The sequence below is a fragment of the uncultured Gelidibacter sp. genome (assembly GCF_947500795.1).
GTDB lineage: Bacteria > Bacteroidota > Bacteroidia > Flavobacteriales > Flavobacteriaceae > Gelidibacter.
Map to the genome: position 1 here is coordinate 45,247 of NZ_CANMTE010000009.1, position 19,070 is coordinate 64,316.

General features: G+C 36.4%; 16 protein-coding genes and 3 tRNA genes. 8 read left to right on the forward strand and 11 right to left on the reverse strand.

Features of this window, described 5'->3' with window-relative positions; translation table 11 throughout:
• Positions 1-2: 2 nt before the first annotated feature.
• The 4 genes from Q0947_RS14905 to Q0947_RS14920 all read right to left on the reverse strand — a co-directional run bounded on the left by Q0947_RS14905 (position 3) and on the right by Q0947_RS14920 (position 3,489).
• Entirely contained in the window at positions 3-842 is an 840-nt protein-coding gene (locus Q0947_RS14905) for a phytoene/squalene synthase family protein (RefSeq protein ID WP_299399597.1), read from the reverse strand.
• Positions 826-2,313, reverse strand: a complete 1,488-nt coding sequence (locus Q0947_RS14910) for an oleate hydratase (protein WP_299399600.1) — start codon at positions 2,311-2,313, stop codon at positions 826-828. The genes Q0947_RS14905 and Q0947_RS14910 overlap by 17 nt, the downstream gene beginning before the upstream one ends.
• A gap of 48 nt (positions 2,314-2,361) precedes the next feature.
• Positions 2,362-3,261, reverse strand: coding sequence for a MerR family transcriptional regulator (locus Q0947_RS14915; RefSeq protein ID WP_299399603.1), 900 nt, complete (start codon positions 3,259-3,261; stop codon positions 2,362-2,364).
• A 143-nt stretch (positions 3,262-3,404) separates the two neighbouring features.
• Positions 3,405-3,489, reverse strand: a tRNA-Leu gene (locus Q0947_RS14920).
• A gap of 378 nt (positions 3,490-3,867) precedes the next feature.
• Here Q0947_RS14920 and Q0947_RS14925 point away from each other — a divergent pair.
• The 3 genes from Q0947_RS14925 to Q0947_RS14935 all read left to right on the forward strand — a co-directional run bounded on the left by Q0947_RS14925 (position 3,868) and on the right by Q0947_RS14935 (position 8,571).
• Positions 3,868-4,641 carry a Ku protein gene (locus Q0947_RS14925; protein ID WP_299399605.1) on the forward strand — a complete coding sequence of 258 codons (774 nt, stop codon included), beginning with the start codon at positions 3,868-3,870 and terminating at the stop codon, positions 4,639-4,641.
• A gap of 2 nt (positions 4,642-4,643) precedes the next feature.
• Positions 4,644-7,064 (forward strand): DNA ligase D, encoded by a 2,421-nt coding sequence (gene ligD, locus Q0947_RS14930; protein WP_299399608.1) that lies wholly within the window; start codon positions 4,644-4,646, stop codon positions 7,062-7,064.
• Between the two features lie 553 nt (positions 7,065-7,617).
• Positions 7,618-8,571 (forward strand): AraC family transcriptional regulator, encoded by a 954-nt coding sequence (locus tag Q0947_RS14935; RefSeq protein WP_299399610.1) that lies wholly within the window; start codon positions 7,618-7,620, stop codon positions 8,569-8,571.
• 5 nt (positions 8,572-8,576) lie between these two features.
• On the opposite strand, the gene Q0947_RS14940 is transcribed toward Q0947_RS14935, so the two are convergent.
• Positions 8,577-9,230 (reverse strand): SOS response-associated peptidase family protein, encoded by a 654-nt coding sequence (locus Q0947_RS14940; protein ID WP_299399612.1) that lies wholly within the window; start codon positions 9,228-9,230, stop codon positions 8,577-8,579.
• 268 nt (positions 9,231-9,498) lie between these two features.
• Here Q0947_RS14940 and Q0947_RS14945 point away from each other — a divergent pair, with 268 nt between their 5' ends.
• From Q0947_RS14945 to Q0947_RS14955, 3 genes are all read left to right on the forward strand, one after another.
• Positions 9,499-9,759, forward strand: a complete 261-nt coding sequence (locus Q0947_RS14945) for a hypothetical protein (protein WP_299399614.1) — start codon at positions 9,499-9,501, stop codon at positions 9,757-9,759.
• A gap of 132 nt (positions 9,760-9,891) precedes the next feature.
• On the forward strand, positions 9,892-10,524 hold the full coding sequence (locus Q0947_RS14950; protein WP_299399616.1) for a hypothetical protein: 633 nt from the start codon (positions 9,892-9,894) through the stop codon (positions 10,522-10,524).
• 11 nt (positions 10,525-10,535) lie between these two features.
• A complete protein-coding gene (locus Q0947_RS14955) occupies positions 10,536-11,423 on the forward strand; it encodes a PRC-barrel domain-containing protein (RefSeq protein ID WP_299399619.1) in 888 nt (295 codons plus the stop codon).
• Between the two features lie 123 nt (positions 11,424-11,546).
• On the opposite strand, the gene Q0947_RS14960 is transcribed toward Q0947_RS14955, so the two are convergent.
• The gene (locus tag Q0947_RS14960) at positions 11,547-12,704 is read right to left on the reverse strand and encodes a hypothetical protein (RefSeq protein ID WP_299399622.1); all 1,158 of its coding nucleotides are present in this window, start codon (positions 12,702-12,704) and stop codon (positions 11,547-11,549) included.
• A gap of 260 nt (positions 12,705-12,964) precedes the next feature.
• On the opposite strand from Q0947_RS14960, the gene Q0947_RS14965 reads away from it, so the two are divergent.
• On the forward strand, positions 12,965-14,140 hold the full coding sequence (locus Q0947_RS14965; protein ID WP_299399625.1) for an MFS transporter: 1,176 nt from the start codon (positions 12,965-12,967) through the stop codon (positions 14,138-14,140).
• Positions 14,141-14,406: 266 nt separating this feature from the next.
• Here the strand turns inward: Q0947_RS14965 and Q0947_RS14970 are convergent, their stop codons facing one another.
• The 4 genes from Q0947_RS14970 to Q0947_RS14985 form a co-directional block, all read right to left on the reverse strand.
• Positions 14,407-15,255, reverse strand: a complete 849-nt coding sequence (locus tag Q0947_RS14970; protein ID WP_299399628.1) for a universal stress protein — start codon at positions 15,253-15,255, stop codon at positions 14,407-14,409.
• A gap of 291 nt (positions 15,256-15,546) precedes the next feature.
• The gene (locus tag Q0947_RS14975; protein ID WP_299399631.1) at positions 15,547-17,385 is read right to left on the reverse strand and encodes an alpha-1,3-galactosidase B; all 1,839 of its coding nucleotides are present in this window, start codon (positions 17,383-17,385) and stop codon (positions 15,547-15,549) included.
• A 235-nt stretch (positions 17,386-17,620) separates the two neighbouring features.
• Positions 17,621-17,693: transfer RNA gene (locus Q0947_RS14980), tRNA-Lys, on the reverse strand.
• 128 nt (positions 17,694-17,821) lie between these two features.
• Positions 17,822-17,894, reverse strand: a tRNA-Lys gene (locus Q0947_RS14985).
• A 126-nt stretch (positions 17,895-18,020) separates the two neighbouring features.
• On the opposite strand from Q0947_RS14985, the gene Q0947_RS14990 reads away from it, so the two are divergent.
• Positions 18,021-18,539: a shikimate kinase gene (locus Q0947_RS14990; RefSeq protein ID WP_299399634.1), complete on the forward strand. Its 519-nt coding sequence runs from the start codon at positions 18,021-18,023 to the stop codon at positions 18,537-18,539.
• On the opposite strand, the gene Q0947_RS14995 is transcribed toward Q0947_RS14990, so the two are convergent.
• Positions 18,531-19,034: a phosphoribosyltransferase family protein gene (locus Q0947_RS14995; protein WP_299399638.1), complete on the reverse strand. Its 504-nt coding sequence runs from the start codon at positions 19,032-19,034 to the stop codon at positions 18,531-18,533. The genes Q0947_RS14990 and Q0947_RS14995 overlap by 9 nt on opposite strands.
• Between the last annotated feature and the right edge of the window lie 36 nt (positions 19,035-19,070).

The following is a 19,070-nucleotide window of genomic DNA, read 5'->3' on the forward strand; positions in this document are numbered from 1 at the left end:
ACTTACATTAAATTGAGTTGATATTTGACGTAACTTCGGGTTAAAAGTTCAAACTTTTTGTAGTTTGGCACCCTGATTCTGGTCGATTTAATATCTAACGCAGGTGTATTCTTTAGTTTCTTGAGAAGTTGGTTGTAATATCTATAAGCCATAAATACACCAAATTTGGCTTCAATTGGCAATTCCTTAATGCCTTTTAATCCCAAGGCAAAATCATGTTCAATATCATCGATGATGGCTTTTTTAGATGCTTCATCCAAATGGTTCAAATTGGTGTTCGGAAAATACGTGCGACTTAAATCTTCATAATCGGCTTTTAAATCCCGCAGAAAGTTGACTTTCTGGAAGGCGGAGCCCAAACTCATCGCACTTTCCTTTAAGGTCTCGTACTTATTTTGATCGCCTTTTACAAAAACCTTTAAACACATTAAACCCACCACGTCAGCCGAACCGTAGATGTACATCTTATAATCAGCCTCGGTGAGGTAATCGCTTTTGTGCAAATCTAAGCGCATACTTTTCATAAAGGCGTCCACAAGATGCTTGTCTAGGCTGTATTTATGAAAGGTTTCTTGAAAAGAATTAAGAATCGGGTTTAAACTTATTTTTTGTGTAAGTGCCATTTCTAAGTCTTCTTCAAAACGGTCAAAAAGCATTTGTTTGTCATAATCGTGGAAAGAATCGACAATCTCGTCTGCAAAACGCACAAAGCCATAGATATTGTAGATATCCTGACGGATGCTATTGGCCAGCATTTTGGTGGCAAGCGAAAAAGATGTGCTGTAAGAGTTGGTCACGGCCTTACTACATCGATGTGAAACGGTATCAAATAGCTGTTTCATAATTTTTGAGGGTATGATGTTTCTTAATAAGCTCTGAAACCAATTTTCCAGAAATAAGTGATGGTGGCACTCCGGGTCCTGGTACGGTTAACTGTCCTGTAAAATACAGGTTATTTACTTTTTTACTTTTCAATTTAGGTCTTAAAAAGGCTGTTTGCAATAGTGTATTTGCCATTCCGTAGGCGTTGCCCTTGTAAGAATTATAATCTTTAATAAAGTCATTTACGCAAAACGACTCTTTAAATATAATATTTTTTTGAACACTTTGGGAGGTTAAGTTCTCAAACCGTGAGATAATCTTGTCAAAATAAAGGGCTCTCAATTCAGGAGTATCTTCCAATCCTGGAGCCAGCGGAATTAAAAAGATTCCCGCTTCCTGACCTTCAGGAGCCACACTTTGGTCAGTTAAGGATGGGAAACTTGCGTAAAATAACGGGTCTTTAGGCCATTGTGGCGTGTCATATATTTCTTTGGCGTGGACTTCAAAATCGACGTCAAAAAATAGCGTATGGTGGTTAACGTTAATTAATTTCTTATCAAAGCCCACATAAAATAGGAGCGAAGAGGGCGCAAACACCTTCTTTTCCCAATACGTTTCAGAATATTGGCGATAAGAGGGCTCTAATAATGTTTCGGTGTGATGGTAATCGGCACCACTTAAGACAATATCAAATGGAAGTTTTTTGCCATTTGCGGTGATGCTCGTCACGTTGGCATCAGACACACTAACCTTATCGACAGATTGTTCTGTTTTGATTGTAACGCCTAGGCTTAGTGCTAATCGCTCTATTGCTAAAATAACTTGATACATTCCTTTTTTAGGATGAAAGGTGCCAATTCCGAAATCAGCATAATTCATAAAACTGTAAAAGGATGGTGTATTATCAGGTTTAGCACCTAAAAAGAGGACAGGAAATTCTAAAATTTTGGCCAAGCGCTCATTTTTGAACTCTTTACGCACATCTTTTTTGATCGTACTAAAAAACTGATCTAATTTTTTGATTGTCACCGGCGTCATCAATTCAAAAGGCGTCACTCCCGGTCTGTATACTAAATCTTTAATGGCAACCTCATAATTGTGTTGCGCGTTGGCAATAAATTTTCTGAGTTTTTGGGAGCTTCCCGGTTCTTCCTGTTCAAAAGTTTCGCAGATTTTCTCTAAAGTATCTTCAATGGTGATGTAATCGTCTTTCCCGAAATACACGCTATAGGCTGGATTTAACTTTTCAAGCTGATAGTAATCAGACGGTAGTTTACCAAAATCGGCAAAAAAGCGTTCAAACACATCAGGCATCCAATACCAGGTTGGACCAATATCAAAGGTAAATCCGTCTTTTTTTAGTTGTCGGGCGCGACCTCCAATAGTTTTATTCTTTTCAAAAATAGTCACGTTGTAGCCGTCTTTCGCAAGATAGCAGGCTGCGGATAGTGCAGAGAAACCAGAACCAATTATAGCAATACGTTTTTTCATTGTTTAACAAATATACTTAAAAGTTAAACAAAAAACAATTTTGATACTCTAAATCGCTGCTATTAAACTGTCAATTGTTTTAAAGGTTGTAATTGATTTTGGTAAGGATTGGCTGTCAATGTGTTGTGTCATCTGACCAAGTACCCATAAATTATTGCTAGTGCCTTTTAGTAGATTTGATTCGAACTCTGCAAAATAGTTTGAGAGTTCTTCCTTTTCAGGCTTAATTGTAAAGTAGGAAATAAAAGTGATCTCCTTAAAATAAGGCAAAACGTCAGTTAAACTGGTGATGGGAACGCTAGAGCCTAGAAAAATGGCGCGATGGCCTTTCGCTACTAATTCGTAATTGACAAACATCAATCCTATTTCATGAATTTCATTATCGGGAAGAAACAATACAAAGGCATTCTTGTGTTCTATTTTATTTTGCGATTGTAAAAGTTCTGTATTAATCAAGATTTTTTGTCGAATCAGTGACGATATAAAATGTTCATGCGCCGGAGTGATGGTGTCTGTTTGCCATAGCGTGCCAATTTCCGAGAGTAAGGGCAAGAACAATTCATAAAACACCTCGGAAAATGATTTTGTCTTTATCAGCGCGTTATAGGTTTCATAGAACAGCTCCTGATCAAAATCTAACATGGCCAACTTGAACGTATTGATGGCATGATTCTGAAGATGTCCTTTGCCAACCAATTCCCTCACTTGGTGGTGAATGTCTTCAGTAGATAACGATGCTATTTTCGAAATTTTATGACCGTTATTGTTGAGGAAACTGATGTTCAACAACTTCTTAAGATGGCTTAAATTGTAGTAGCGGATATTCGTTTCTGTACGCTCAGGTTCGAGCAACTGATACCTTTTTTCCCAGATTCTGATAGTATGTGCCTTTATTCCCGTAAGATGTTCAAGATCTTTTATACTGAATATGGTCTTAATATTGTTCATTCTTTTATCGAAAATATGAAACAAAATTACGTTAAAATATCACATGATGTTTAATTATGTGGTTTTTATAAAATTGAAGGCAAAAAGAATAGTGAAAAAGAATAGAAATCAATCTAACTTGTAGGAAATAAGTTGCTATAAAGTGCGCACGAGAAGACTCGAACTTCCACGATCTAAGCGATCACCAGCCCCTCAAGCTGGCGCGTCTACCAATTCCGCCACGTGCGCATTAAAATAAGTGTCAAAGGATTTGAAAATTAAGAGTGTTCTCAATTTTTCAAGTAGTTTTTGGTACCCAATACAAATCCTAAAAGAACTTTAGCGGTGCAAATATAAAAAATCAATTATTTTAATTTAGATATTTTCAATTTACTTTTCGGTAAAGTCATCTTTATTTCCCTGAATCTCTATTTTATCTGCAACTCTTGATTGGGCTACAAAAAAAATGCTTTGCAATCATTCGCTAAGATGAGAAGTCTTAAATTTTATCGGGCAAATTAGTCGTGATAGTAAAATGCTTGGGATAGTTCTATAATTAGTAAGATAGCTCAAGCCCGAACATCATGTAACGGTATTTGCACTTGTAGAATAATTAAACTTCAGAATATGAAATCAGTTTGGAATGGCACCGTAAGTTTTGGCCTTGTATCAATCCCCATAAAAATGTATTCGGCTTCAGAAAGTCGCAATTTAGACTTGGATATGCTCGATAAACATGACCATGCGCGCATTCGGTATAAGCGTGTCAATGAAGATACGGGCGAAGAAGTGGAGTGGAAGGACATCGTTAAAGGTTATAAAAAAGATGACGCTTACATTGTTCTGGAAAAAGAGGATTTTGAGAATGCTAATGTCAAGAAAAGTAAGACAATAGATATCGAGGAATTTGTTGATGAAACCGAAGTGGCGGATATGCTTTTTAAGAACCCGTATTATCTTGAACCTCAAAAGGAGGGTGGCAAAGCTTATAATTTATTGCGCGATGCCCTTAAGAAAACGGGCAAACTGGGGGTCGCTACTTTTGTAATGCGTCAAAAGGAAAATTTATCGCTTATCGGGGTTTATAAAAATGTGATTGTATTGCACGTCATTCGGTTTGCTGATGAAATTCGCGATCCTAAAGATGTGAAAATCCCTTCTACTAAAACATCTGCAAAAGAAATTGCGATGGCTGAAGACTTGATCGAAAACTACACGGAAAAATTCGATTTCACAAAATATAAAGATGTGTATAATAGTCAGTTGCTTAAAATTATCGAGTCGAAAGCTTCAGGTAAAAAGGTGAAGGTTGAAAAAACAAAGAGTGAGCCAACAGCAGCTAAAGATTTGATGGCCAAATTAAAAGCGAGTTTAGAGCAGCGTAAAAAGAAAGCCTCCTAATCATGGGTCTGGAAGACTACCGGAAGAAACGTAATTTTAAGAATACACCTGAACCTCAGGATATTCTGAATGACGATGATGCCTATCGCTTTGTCATCCAACGGCATCGTGCCAGTCATTTACATTATGACTTGCGTTTGGAGATGGAAGGTGTGCTCAAAAGTTGGGCGGTCCCGAAAGGACCTTCCATGAATCCAAAGGATAAGCGATTGGCGGTGCACACGGAAGATCATCCCGTTGATTACTTAACCTTTGAGGGTGTCATTCCTAAAGGCAATTACGGCGCTGGTAAAATGAGCATATGGGATTCAGGCGTTTATGAAAATCTTTATAAGGAGCAAACCCTTTCCGCAGATTATGCAGATGGGAAGTTGAAAATTATTTTTCACGGCGAAAAGTTAAAAGGAATTTTCACTTTGGTACGTTCCTCTTCAATGAATAAAAAAGACCAGTGGCTGCTCATCAAACATGCCGATCAATTTGCAACAGATCTTAATTATGATGCGGAAGACTACAAGTTGGAGGAGTTTTCAAATGATAATACAGCCCACGGATCGCAACTCGATTTAAAATCCCTAATAAAACCGATGCTTGCATCGCCAGGCACAAAGATTTTTAACGATAAGAATTGGATTTACGAACTGAAATACGATGGGTATCGCGCGGTGTCCACCATTGCAAATGGCAAAGTAGAGTTGTATTCGAGAAATGGTATTAGTTTAAACGAAAAATTCAAAGTCATCCATCAACAATTGGGCTACTTGGAACATACGGCCATTTTAGATGGTGAAATAGTGGTTTTGGACCGTAACGGTTTGCCACAATTTAATGCCTTGCAAAAGTATGATCCAGAACGTACAGAAGGTGCATTGGTCTATTATATTTTTGATTTGCTCCATCTCAACGGACACGATACTCTCGATTTACCTTTATTGGATAGAAAGGAGTTGTTAAAAGAGTTATTGCCAGATTTGCCGCATTTGCAATACTGTGATCATGTGGAATCTATGGGGGTTACCGTCTACGAGAAAGCAATTGACATGGGGATGGAAGGGGTTATTGCTAAGAAATCCGATTCAAAATACGAACCAAATGTGCGTTCTTCAGATTGGTTAAAATTCAAAAAAATGGAAAATACCGAAACTATTATTTGTGGATATACCCGATCTAAAACGAAATCTCGAAAGTTCGCTTCTTTAATATTAGGGATGGTTGAAGCTGATGAAATGGTGTATGTGGGCACTTGCGGTTCTGGATTTTCAGAGCAACAAATTGATGAGCTTTACAATAAATTTAAAGTATTGGAAACGGATACTCCTTTCTTCGATATTCGCAAGCACCTTAAAGGTCGTGAGGCCGTATGGCTAATTCCCAAGCTTGTGTGCGAGGTAAAATTTTCTGAATGGACGCCATCAAATATTATGCGGCATCCTGTTTTTTTAAGAATGAGAGAAGATAAAACTATAGACTTTGATAGTATTCCCAAGTCTGATCAATCTGAAGAAAAGCACAAACAATCAGACTCTAAATTCTCATTGGAGATTGATGGCATTGAAGTTCAAATTACCAATCCTGATAAATTATACTGGCCAAATCCGCCGTTGACAAAGTATGATCTGCTCGATTATTATATTAAAATGTCCGACTATATTTTGCCTTACCTTAAAGACCGTCCTGAAAGTCTGCATCGGCATCCCAACGGTATTTTAGGGGATTCCTTTTATCAGAAAGATCATGAGAATCTTCCAAGTTGGATTGAGACTATCGAAATTCCATCAAAATCATCAAATAAGACTATTAACTATCTGCTATGTCAAAATGAGGCCACCTTGGTTTACATGAATAATTTGGGATGTATTGAGTTGCATCCTTGGCACTCTACCATATATCAACTCAATAATCCTGATTATGCCATCATCGACTTAGATCCGTCATCAGAAAATACATTTGAAGAAGTTATAGAGACCGCTTTGGTTGTTAAAAGTGTTTTAGATCGGGCAAAAATAAAAGGCTTTTGTAAAACATCTGGAGCTTCCGGACTCCACATTTATATTCCCATGGGAGGTTTATATACCTATGAAGAAGCGCGCGATTTCACAAAACTGTTCTGCGTGTATGTAAATGAAGCGTTACCTAAATTAACAACATTAGAGCGCTCACTTAAAAAAAGAGGCCCAAAAATCTATTTGGATTATTTGCAGAATAGGCAAGGTCAGACCATTGCTTCAGCTTATAGCGTGCGTCCTGAAAAGTTGGCCACTGTATCGACGCCATTGAAGTGGACCGAGGTTAAGTCCGGTTTACGCATTAGTGATTTTACGCTAAAAACAGTACCTGACAGGGTGCTTAAATCTAAAGATATTTTTAAAGGTATTTTAGGAAAAGGCATTAATATGGAACAAGCTATAAATCATCTGACATAATCTTGAATCTTGTATTTTTTGAGTTCTAATTTTGATTTATGGGATACTATGCTCATGCGGTTAATGGCTAATTTTATTTCGAACTTTAAAATATGTTTAAAATGAGCACTCAAGACAAGAATCCAAAAAAAGATGCGCCTAAAAAATCAGATCAGAAAAAAGATCCCAAAAAAGCGCCAGCTTCTGGTAAATCAGGAGCTTCGAAGAAATAATAATTTATTAGTTTCTTCTAATTTCTAATAACTCCTAATCGCATGTTGATTAGGAGTTTTTTTGTGGCTCCATTTTAAGAATTATTGGCAAAGGTATAGGGCGTTTTAAATTAGGGTTAAAAATTGCAATCAGAGTTGTTGTGTTCTGTTTATGAATCTGAATTCTAAATGGTTACTTCAATATGTGTTTCTTTAATGTTGATATTTGTAGGAGTCTTTTTATATAATTTTTTTAAATAGGTATTGCGTTATTTTTTAAAGGCATTGAGGTAGTTGTCATCTAAAAATAATTGCAAATTTGCTTCCCTGACTGAATTCATAAGTGCTAAAAATATTTTGTTATGAATGATTTATTTAGTTTTGAGATTCGAAATGGTCATACCAAAAATGACCGCTATTTTCAGGGGTATATTGAAAAACACAAACTCACAGATAAATTGGAGTATCATGGATTTCATTTAAACTGTATTCATGATTATACCATTAATTTAAAAGCAGAAAAAGAGTCTTCAGTCTATTTGTGCATCAATTTGGCGGACAGATCTCCTTTGCTGATGACTTGTGGTAATAGCTCTATTTCTGTTCCTTCCTTTACGAGCGTATTGGTCCCTTTTAAAAATGCAGAAACTATCGCGATAAAGTGTAAATCGCACAAAGGCTATGATTTTTTGTTGCTAAAAATTGAGAAATCAGATCTTGACCAGGAGCAGAGGGAATTGCTGCATAACTTACAGGATCAGGATATGTTGTTAGATCCATTTATCAACCCCAATATTTTAACGCCAAATCTCAGTATGTGTGAAATGGCAAGGATTTTAAAAGGCCTTGACAAGACGACTTGCGAAAATAAATTTATTGCAAAGGGTTATTGTAATATTCTGTTCGGATTAAAATTAAAGGAACTTCTTGAAGGCAACGACTGTTATGCAAAGAATACTGGTCTTCGAAATTTTGAAATTCAGCAGTTAGAAGCACTCACCAATACAATTAAAGCCAATCCGCAGCAACAATACAGCATAAAAGCTTTATGTAAACAAACGGGATTATCTGTTTCCAAACTTCAAACAGGATTCAAGGAAATGCATAATTGTACGGTAGCAATTTTTATTAGAAACATACGCTTGGAAAAAGCTCTAGATATGTTACGAAACACAGATTTGAATGTTTCTGAAATAGTATATTCTGTAGGGCTTACGAGTAGAAGTTACTTTTGTAGAATATTTAAAAAACGTTTTAAATGTTCGCCTAAATCGTATCAGCAACAATTGCGTACTACAATTAAAGTAGCGTCTTAGTTTGGTTATTGGAGGTTTTTATAAGAATATAATCTGTTTTCATCGTAGATTTCTTGTTGCATAAATTCGCTTGTATCAATTTCAAATGCTGAAATACAAAGCTCTCCTAACGGAATTCGTTTTGTTAAAAAGTCAGTATAGTTGTTCTTAGAAATGATAATAGGTCTTGGGCCTTTTAAATGGTAAGTCGATGATCCGTTGGAATGTGTAAGGATACTGCAGGTTATAAATCCATCTTCCAACACATTATAAATTCCAGCAAAGCAGAATATGCCATGGTTTTTTAAAGAATTTAAATAAGGGTGCATACTATGATTCTCTAATTCAGAAGTGAAGAAACCTGTTGCCACTATTAAACAACGCCTATAATTTAAGGCTTCATAAAGCCACGATGTTTGTGAGATGGATTCACATTCAATCTCTAGAGTGTTATGGATGGATTGAAAGCTTTTCCAACTGTCCATATAACCATTTGGTAAGATTCCCCATATACCATATTGAATGCGATGTGGTGCTTGAGCGGTTATCATACAGACCGTAGCTTCTTTCCATCCGTTAATGATATTGGTTGGTTCATAGAGATAGTCATAGTCAAATTTTGAATTTAGCTGAAGTTCTATTTCTTTAAGAGACGCACTATTTGATATTCTCGACAACATACTACGAAGTAAAGGATTAGAATTAAATAAGGTTTGTTGTAAAAAACCATTTTTTAACCTTTCACATCTTTATTTATGTCAGAAAATGTCTCCAGCTTGAAAAGATGAAGAGTCTTTGTTTAAATTCTTGATAATTAATTTACAGATTAAGTGGCGAATGCAATTGATTGTAATTTATCACTTTTAGAGAACTTATTTTGAAGAATAGGGCTCAAGATGCTGATGATATAAGCGTAAATTCATACTCTGAATTAAAAAACTATGTATCATGGAAGGACATCAAAATTCAAAACAGGACAAAACTCATTTTGGTATCAATGGCGATCATTTTGATGCCAAATATAATGATGCATTAGAAGACCGTTGGTTAAGTATTAATGCAGACTATAGAAAACAGTATACGACTATTACCGATGATGATGTTAGTTATAGAACCGGAGAGTTTGATATGATGACTCAAAAGATTGCCAGACGAACTAATAGGAGTCGTGATCAGGTCCTCGAAGAAATTAAAAATTGGCACTTGTAAAAATCACACTTGACTAATAAGAGGTGAACTGTTTTGTTGTGCCATCTTAATTACCAAGGTGCTCATATTGTAATTAGTTCAAGTAATATAAGAACATTTAAAACCACATAAAATCAATCTAAAACTAGTATTATGGCAGAAATTAAAATTGAAAAGAAAAAACCAATATGGCCGTGGGTCATTCTAATGCTTGTTGTTTTAGCAATAATTGCTTACCTAATTTATGCGAATGATGATGATGATATTAACGACGATTTTGATGATGACTATAATAATGAGCAAGTAATTGATACTACTGACAATACATCGGCTTATGATCCTTACAGCACAAGTACTTCCTACGACCAGTTTACGGCGTTTGATCAATCCATAACTGATTCGACCCGAGTAGCTGTAGATTCGTCCTATACCAAGGTAGCGTTCGCCAATTTAACGAAAGCAGTAGTGCATAAAGCAGATGAAAATTATATAGAAGATTCTGAGGCTTTGAACGATTTAAGAGATTTTTCATCGCAGTATACTGCAATTTCCACAGCTACTAAGGATACTAAAGGATTTAAAAACTTTAAAACAGCCAGTGATAAAGTCGTTAAAGTGATGGAGGATATTCAGAAAAAAAGCTTTCCATCGCTACAAACACAAGTGGCAGATTTAAAAAATGCTGCTTCAAAAATTAATGGTTCTGTAACTATGAACAAGCAGCAAGCTCAAATTTATGCATTCCTGAGACAGAGCCGAGATGTATTACAATCTATGAATAACTAAAATTAAATATTATGGCAGAGCAAGATAAACACCTCTATTATATTACGGAGCTTTCAGATTATAAAATTTCAGATGGTTACCCTGACGTAAGGGGTTGGGATGTGAAAGATGTAGACAATCGTGTGATTGGTAAAGTGGATAATCTCTTGGTTAATAAATACGCTGAGCGCGTGGTGTATTTAGATGTTGAAGTGGATAAAAGTATTATTGACGCCAAGCATGATCCATATGGAAGGCCAACTCAAACTGAAATTCGAGAATTTGTGAATAAAGAAGGCGAAAATCATATAATTGTGCCTATAGGATTGGTAGATGTCAATGAAGATTCAAAATATATTTATACGGATATAATTGACCACCGCACATTTTCTGAAACTAAAAGATATCGCAAAGGCGACAACATCAATAGAAGTTATGAGAATCAAGTTTTAAATTCTTACGAACGTCGACAAAATTGGAGAGATACTGATGACGTCAATGTGGTGTCTAATGATAGCCATCTTTATGATGATAATCGGGTACTGGATGAAAATCGATTTACAGATACCCGGCGTTTTGATGATAATGACAATGATCTTGTTGATGATAATAACCTAGTTGATGATGAAAATTTTAGGGACAGAGTTCAGCGTCAAGACAATTATTTACAAGATGAGGATCGTCTTCGGGAAATCATTCGTGAAGAAATCAGAAAGTACCATTATGACGCTAATAAACTAGAAACTTATGGTACGGCGGAAGATTCCTATCCGCCTATTGATGATAACCAGGTCTTTTCAAATGATGAAAAGGAAATGAGACTCCGAAGAGAAAATAATGATGTTTACGACAACGATAATTTTTACAAACGTCGCGAATTTGATGACCGACGTTTTAATAGACGCACACCAGGGTTGTAGAGTTAGTTTTGATGCGCTCTGGAGCAAAAAAAGGAGAATTTACGTTACGTAAATTCTCCTTTTTGATGTATTCCCTTTCCCATTGCTTAAAAATTGAGCCTGTGGGATGAAATTATGGCTTATCTAATATCTGTATAAGGCATTCACTCTTGAATTTGGATTAGGCATTTCATCCTTTTCTAATAAATACACATCGCCACCATTAAGAAAGGTTTGAATAGCAGCCAAATTCATCAAGGAAATATTTGATCCATCGTCATTCCCTTCAGTAACATTAATAGCATCATTATCTTTAGTGTACGAACCAAAAATATCTTCATTGTTCTCACAAAACAACGCTTCTATTTGTCCATTGATTGCTGCTGGTAAAATTTTACCTATCCCAATTGAAGTTGTTCCATTGCCTTGGTTTTCCAAAAACTGTGCTATCTGGTCTTTACGATTTTGGTCAAATACAGGCGCCATGTGTTCCCAGGCCATTTCATGAATGTCAAATATGTCCGTACTGCTAAAATCCACCACAAGATTCTCATCCATAAGGTTATTATAGGTATTGACTTCTTTATAAATATCGAACAGTGGTGTTTGTGCAGCTATCAGTAATGGCATGTTTTGGTCTTTAAAAATTGTCGCAAGTCCGTCATTTATTGCCCTGAAATACTTTTTGATCTCATTTTTCCTTTTCCCAGTAGCTGCTTCCTGACCGTGGTACATCGTCTGGCCTGAACCGGTAGCACCTGATCTAAACTGTAAGTTTTTTTCTTCATAATCAAAACCTACACGATCTTGTTTGGTTTCTGGTATCAAATCCTCAATTTCAAATTCAGTGAAGCTGTGTTGGGTGCATTCGTATAATTTCACATTATCCCTATCAAGAGTCATCAAAAAGAAACTCCCATCGCCAACAAACATAGGCATTAATGGTTTTAAATAGAATGAATCCGAGATGTAGTTATGCTCTTGGAAGTACACTGGCAGCGTGTAATATTTGAAAAAGCCATCCGCTACAAAAATGGCCAAACCGTCTGATTGCTCTCTCCAAAAGGAGCCATCATCAATTAGTTCCTGAATTGGATGAGTTATTTTAGTGACGTCATCTGCATTTAGCCCTTTTTTAGATAGCTTTTGCTTGACGTCTTTTAATTGGTTCTTTAATGATAGTGGATCTTCCTCTTGCAGTACTTTTTTGCCTCCTCTATGTGTAGGAATAAAAATGGAAATACAATGGTCTCCCTTGATATTGTTTAATGTCTCAATTTCCTTTTTCGTTATCAATGTCATATCTTTTATTTTAACGGTTAATAATTCAAAAAATCTCAGTAATTCTCTAGTAGTCTTACATAAAAATCAAATTTGTTATAAATATTTAAAATGTTGATTGTCAGTCTATAATATAATCAATTATTATCGATTTTCATAAGCTATTGCTGAATAAATGCTTCATTGGGAGTTTGATGATAGAAGTGCTGTACTTAGGTTGAATTATGTTTAAATTAACCTTAGTTTTGACATCAATCCACCATTTTGAAATTACGATTATAATGAGCAAACCAATTTCTGCTGAGCAATCCACAACTGTTTTTCCATGGCTTATCATGCTGCTGATGTCTTCAGTAACTTTTGTAGGTCTCCTCTCTGAATTAATGCCGTCGGGCGTTTTACCTCAAATGATGGCCGATTTAAATATCAGCGAAGTGCAAACAGGTAATTTGGTGGGTTATTACGCTATCGCCTCTGCTATTTTCGCAATACCGCTTATCACCATGACCATGCGGTTTAATCGTAAATATTTATTGATGATTTTGTTGGGTGGCTTCTCAGTTTCAAACATCATGGCGGGGTTACTTCATGACCACACCATTATAATAATTCTAAGAGTTATCGGAGGTATCTGTGCTGGAGTAATGTGGCCCATGATTGCCGCCTACGGAATGCGCTTGGTAAGCGAAAAGGAGCATGGCAAGGCTATCGCTGTAATTATGGCCGGAAATACGTTAGGCATCAGTATAGGGATGCCTGTGATGACTTATATTGGTAACACCTATGGCTGGCGCACAGAATTTATCGGGTTGGGTGTGGTTATTTTAATTATTGCCATTATTAGTCTTTTTGCATTGCCATCCACACCAGGAGAAAAACTTACCAAAAGTTCATCACCCTTTGCGCTATTAAAAATCCCGGCGGTTTTAATTGTTTTAATGCTTACGCTACTCGGAGTAATAGCCCATTATGGAGTGTATGTCTATATTACGAGTCTTGTAGAAGAAATTCAACTGGCAGGAGGCATTGAAAGCGCCTTGTTATTGTTTGGCATTGGATCTTTAATTTCTGTGCTATTAGCCATAAAATACACAGATCAGCATTTAAGAGTGCTCACCATTGCCATGTTTGGCTTGCTCATTATGTCTATGGCGATGTTTCTGCTATTAGGAGGAGTTACAGGCATGGGGCATGTGGCATTTTTTATATGGGGATTATCATTCGGTCCATTGGTAACGTTGCTACAAGCTGCTGTAAGTAGGCAAGTGGAAACTGCCAAAGATGTGGCGACCTCGGTGCAGTCGTCAGTCTTCAACTTGTCGATAATGATTGCAACGTCAGTTGCAGGAATATTACTTGGGATTTATTCGCCTATGAGTTTGATTTATTTTGCTATTATCCTAGCCATTCCAGGATTGATCATTTCATTTTTTGCCAAGAATGCTTTGGGGAAATAATCAGAATCGTTGTCAAACTGAGCGCAGTCGAAGTTTAGGAATATGTTGAGGTTTTGAAGATATGAAATTGTGTGGTTAGTTCGAAGCATTTCGACTGCGCTCAATGTGACAGAAAGCTTTTCTTCCCTTATTCTGACAATCTCAATGGCTTTTCCGTGCCCACTTCCAATCCATAAGTATCCTGAATATTGAATATCAATAAATTCTTTACTCGATTGTTCTCAACCCTAAAGGTCTCGTAATTGTTTTGGAAACGTAATCCGGTGTTAAATCCGATGTTTTAAGACCAAAACAGGAACACTGGACTGATACCCTAATTCTTGAACCAACGGTTTATAGAGCATTCTGGTGAAAAAGTTGCGTTTTTGGTTGATAAATGCTACCATGTCGCTATTTTGACCGTCAATAAACTTATTGATGCCTTCATGGACGGTCATATTTTCCACCTCATGAAACGTGTGGGTTATGGTTTTAAAAATTTGTCCGAGCAGCTCCTTGTTTGCTTGTTGTGCCTTATTTAGATGTGCACTTTCTTTTACATGTAACACACTGATTTTTGACTTGTGAAGTTCTGCGATGTTCATCAAATATTTTAGTTCTCTGCGTTTAAATGAGATTTTAAAGTCAGTAGGAAACACAATTTCCTTGGGCGCTTTGAAACTCACATCTTCAGGTATTGCCATTACAGGACAAGCCGTAATGTTTTCCATAATATTGACCGTATTCATCCCAAAGACAACGGTACGTGAACTAGTCATGCCTTTTGATCCCATAATCACGATGTCAATATCATATCTGGAGATGACATCATTTACACCATCGAGCAAGGTGTCGCTGGCTGCAATTGTATAGTAATTGTGTTTCGGATTTTTGTCGTGTAACCGCAATTGTTCAACCAATTTTCTGAATTTTATCTGTCTGTTGGGTTGCTCGATGTTATAGTTGCGATGGCCTGAATAATTAAAGGAATAGCCCTCAATGGTATAGCTGTCCGCATGATAGGTGTTGAGAAAATGAAAACTGCATTCGTAATCCGCATAAAGATCTAGCGCATACCGTGCCGCATTGAGTGCAGTCTTTGAAAAATCGGTAAGTAAGAGTATTCTTTTCTCCATAGGTATAACGTGTTGGGCTATATAAAAGGCGTCTTATAATAATTTAACTCCAAAATAAATTAACTGATAAGATACTGATTTTAATCCTATTTTTAAATGAAATAAACATAATCTTAACGAAATTGCAATGGCATCTGACTTTAAAATTCTAAATTTTAACCGTCGTTAATGGTGTTGGTTGTGAGAGGTTTAATTAATTCTATAAATTGAAAAACCTTGCTGATTTTTAAATTAACAAGGCTTTTAAAGAGAACGTTTTCGGTTCAATAAAATTGAAAATTATTTTGTCTGCTATTCTTGAGAATTAGTTTCTTGATTTAAAAAATCAACAGTTCTTCCGTTTAATTGATTGTCATCAACATCAGCATTTAGCACGCGTTCAAAAAGAATGACGTTTTTATTGGAATGAAATGCAGGGTATTCCTGATTGGTTATCACTGTATTGTTTTTAAAAGTCAACCCATTTACTGATTTGGCGTATAGTATCGGGTTGTCGAAGGTTTCAAATTCATTATTTTCAATACGAATGCCTGAGTGAAAATACGTTGTTTGATTTTCTAAATCCGGAATCTCTGGATAGATGGATATAACAGCCGTAGTAAATTGGTACATACTGGTAAGTGCATTCACAAACTTATTATCACGGATGGTAACATCCATACAAGCTCCAGTTTCATACCAGCCATTGCTGTCTCCGCACAGTAAAATGGCACATCCTGAAGTATGATCAAATAAATTGTTGGCAATAAGAGTTGGTTTAGGAGTGCTAAATAAAGCGCCTCTCGCTCTGTTATTGCGGATGGTATTGCCCGTAAAGATTACTGAAGGTGTCCATGTCAGGTTTTCAATGCCAATATCAAAATTTGCGGGATCAATCTCATTGCCAAGCTCCTTTGCGAATTCAATTTTGAATTCTTTAATCGGCTCATTCTGATCCGCACGTATTGGTGTTATGGAAACAATTGTATTCTTATGGTCCCAAAGATCCATGGTTTTCGACTTTACAAACTGTACGGAATCTCCCGCATATCCCCAATCAAATCCGTAAGCTTGATGATGCATATATTTAGCTGTAACCGTTCGAGTATCGATTTTCTTCAGCATTTTAAGATAAGTGCCGTGAATGTTAATGGCATCATCCATCATCCCTTCATAAAAACCGTCCACAGAAGTAATAACGCCTTTACAGCCTGAAAAATGAGTGGCATCGGCTTGAGTTGTAAAATATCTTGGGTCGTCTTTCCCTTTGAGCGCCACTTCAAATCCATCTAAAGCGATATTTTCAGTCAGTTGTGCTAAAAGCCCCATCCCTTCAGCATAATGTACCTTTACATTTTTAAAGTTTATATTTTTTCCTTTGTGAATAAAAATCCCAGGGGTAGGACGGTAATAACTTCTCATGGCTATTACGGTGCCCGGTATGAGCTTACTGTTCTTCCAATTATGGGCTTTAATTAGGCCCGGAGCTAGTTCGCTTACACGAGATGTGCCCACGGCAATATCGCCACTATTGTATACGATGCGTTTGGTGTGTTCCTCAAAAGCAATTCCTGCAATAGGTTGCATTTCCCATCCTTCACCTCGATTATAAAAAATACTGTCTTTTATGGTATAGGATACCCATGGCGCAGTTTTAAAAACGATACTCCCGGCTACGGTGTCATTTTCAACAATCTTCACTTGGGCAATGTGCGGTTTTTCAAAATCGATACTCAGGTTTTGAACAGTTACACCACTATTTTCAATTAGTGCTAAAGGCAACATTCTTCCGTGAAAAACAAGCTCTGAACCATTTCCGTCCAGGGTTACATTCTTGAAGCCGTCTAATTCTATACCCACAATTTTAGGGTTATCCTGATCATGATTGGAGACATAATATTCCCTTCTCAGCGCCTTTTCAGGATGAAAGTCATATCTACCTTTTTTAAATTGAATGATTATGGAGTCAGAAGTAGCGATTTGACTTTTAATTTTTTTAAGGGCGGCCTCCAAAATTGGAGCGCTATTCTTTTTGTTATCTGGCAAAACGCCATAAGACTCCAATTTGAAGATTTTTGCTTTCGTTTGTGCCTGAATTGTAAAAGTCAAACCAAGTACGAATAAGATAAGAACGGTGATTTTTTTTAACATTTTGATTTTGAATGAGATATGTTTTAGGGCTGTTTTAGTGAGACAAAATAATGAATAAAGCTCATGGGGCAAAGACGAAGCATTTTTATTTCTTTCGATGCCATGACGGTGTCATTTTTAAGTTCAAACATCTATGTTTTTAGCAATTGATGGCACTAAAAGGGGGGGGTGTAGAAACAAAAAAACCTTGCTAATTATTCAATTAACAAGGTTTGTAATACGTGTTTCCACGTTGTGACCCGACTGGGGCTCGAACCCAGGACCCTAACATTAAAAGTGTTATGCTCTACCAACTGAGCTATCGAGTCATTGTCCCTAATAAGGGCAAAATAATAATTTCAATACTAAAACTTTGTAGGATAAAGTTCTATTTTTTAAAGGAAAAAAACCTTGCTAATTTTTAAATTAACAAGGTTTAACTAGTGTTTCCACTTTGTGACCCGACTGGGGCTCGAACCCAGGACCCTAACATTAAAAGTGTTATGCTCTACCAACTGAGCTATCGAGTCATTTCCTTAATGAGGGTGCAAATATAAAAGCTTTTATCAATATACCAAACCCTTTTTTAAAATAATTTTTTGTTTTTTTGCACTCGCTAAGGCTATGTTTTTAAGAATCAATTTATAAGGGGAGTTATGAATATTATATTAATTGGATATATGGGGTCTGGAAAATCAACAATTGGTAAAAAATTGTCTGAACAGCTCAATTTTGACTTTGTTGATTTGGATGATTACATTCAAGAAAAGGAAGGATTGACGATTCCAGAAATTTTTAAAACGAAGGGTGAAATCTATTTCAGAAAAAAAGAAAACACCTATTTAAAAGAGGTTTTAGAGCTTAACAATGTTGTCGTGTCACTTGGAGGTGGAACGCCGTGCTATGGAAGTAATATGGAGGCTATTTTGAACGCTAAAGATGCCCATAGCATTTATCTGAAACTTTCAATTCCAAATTTAGTGCAACGGTTGTCCTCTGAAAAATCACAAAGGCCTTTAATCGCGCATTTGGAGACGGATGAAGATTTAACAGAGTTTATCGGTAAGCATCTTTTTGAACGCTCGTTTTATTACCGACAAAGCAATCAGACGCTCTTAACAGATGGAAAATCTGTTGAAGCAATAACCGAAGAAATAATCGCTGGACTATTTTAGGTAGGCTTCAAAAGCTTTTCCGGTTAAAATAACTTCTACATGCTCGTGTAGGGAAGTAGATAGCGAAATGCCCTTATAATCTGCCTTAACAGGAAATTTTTTGTGGTTTCGGTTCACTAATACTGCCGTCTTAAATTGTTTTAAAGGCACGTTTAAAAAATGTTTAACACCATAAATAAGCGTGCTTCCAGAATTTAGGACGTCGTCAATAAGCACAATCGATTTATTGGCATACTCTGAGGCTGCGATAGATGTAGTTATTGGGCTCAAAGGATCTTTTTTATCAATGACAACTTTGCATAGCACCGTATTTAAATCAGAGATTTTATCAAGATTCGCTTTCAGTTTTTTTGCAAGGATATAACCGTTAGAATCAATTCCAGCCAAAATAACTTCATTTTCATTCACATTGCTCTCATAAATCTGATATGCAATACGTCTTATTTTATGGTTGATTTCCTGGTGGCTTAATATTACTTGTTTGGTGGCTGTCATGCTGCTAAATGTTTTTTCAAAGATAAATAAAGCGTT

Excerpts from the sequence above, each read along its gene's own strand:
- ligD (WP_299399608.1), top strand. The coding sequence starts at position 4,644 with ATGGGTCTGGAAGACTACCGGAAGAAACGTAATTTTAAGAATACACCT.
- Q0947_RS14965 (WP_299399625.1), top strand. The coding sequence starts at position 12,965 with ATGAGCAAACCAATTTCTGCTGAGCAATCCACAACTGTTTTTCCATGG.
- Q0947_RS14955 (WP_299399619.1), top strand. The coding sequence starts at position 10,536 with ATGGCAGAGCAAGATAAACACCTCTATTATATTACGGAGCTTTCAGAT.
- Q0947_RS14925 (WP_299399605.1), top strand. The coding sequence starts at position 3,868 with ATGAAATCAGTTTGGAATGGCACCGTAAGTTTTGGCCTTGTATCAATC.
- Q0947_RS14940 (WP_299399612.1), bottom strand. The coding sequence starts at position 9,230 with ATGTTGTCGAGAATATCAAATAGTGCGTCTCTTAAAGAAATAGAACTT.
- Q0947_RS14995 (WP_299399638.1), bottom strand. The coding sequence starts at position 19,034 with ATGACAGCCACCAAACAAGTAATATTAAGCCACCAGGAAATCAACCAT.
- Q0947_RS14905 (WP_299399597.1), bottom strand. The coding sequence starts at position 842 with ATGAAACAGCTATTTGATACCGTTTCACATCGATGTAGTAAGGCCGTG.
- Q0947_RS14975 (WP_299399631.1), bottom strand. The coding sequence starts at position 17,385 with ATGTTAAAAAAAATCACCGTTCTTATCTTATTCGTACTTGGTTTGACT.
- Q0947_RS14960 (WP_299399622.1), bottom strand. The coding sequence starts at position 12,704 with ATGACATTGATAACGAAAAAGGAAATTGAGACATTAAACAATATCAAG.
- Q0947_RS14990 (WP_299399634.1), top strand. The coding sequence starts at position 18,021 with ATGAATATTATATTAATTGGATATATGGGGTCTGGAAAATCAACAATT.
- Q0947_RS14910 (WP_299399600.1), bottom strand. The coding sequence starts at position 2,313 with ATGAAAAAACGTATTGCTATAATTGGTTCTGGTTTCTCTGCACTATCC.
- Q0947_RS14945 (WP_299399614.1), top strand. The coding sequence starts at position 9,499 with ATGGAAGGACATCAAAATTCAAAACAGGACAAAACTCATTTTGGTATC.
- Q0947_RS14915 (WP_299399603.1), bottom strand. The coding sequence starts at position 3,261 with ATGAACAATATTAAGACCATATTCAGTATAAAAGATCTTGAACATCTT.
- Q0947_RS14950 (WP_299399616.1), top strand. The coding sequence starts at position 9,892 with ATGGCAGAAATTAAAATTGAAAAGAAAAAACCAATATGGCCGTGGGTC.
- Q0947_RS14935 (WP_299399610.1), top strand. The coding sequence starts at position 7,618 with ATGAATGATTTATTTAGTTTTGAGATTCGAAATGGTCATACCAAAAAT.
- Q0947_RS14970 (WP_299399628.1), bottom strand. The coding sequence starts at position 15,255 with ATGGAGAAAAGAATACTCTTACTTACCGATTTTTCAAAGACTGCACTC.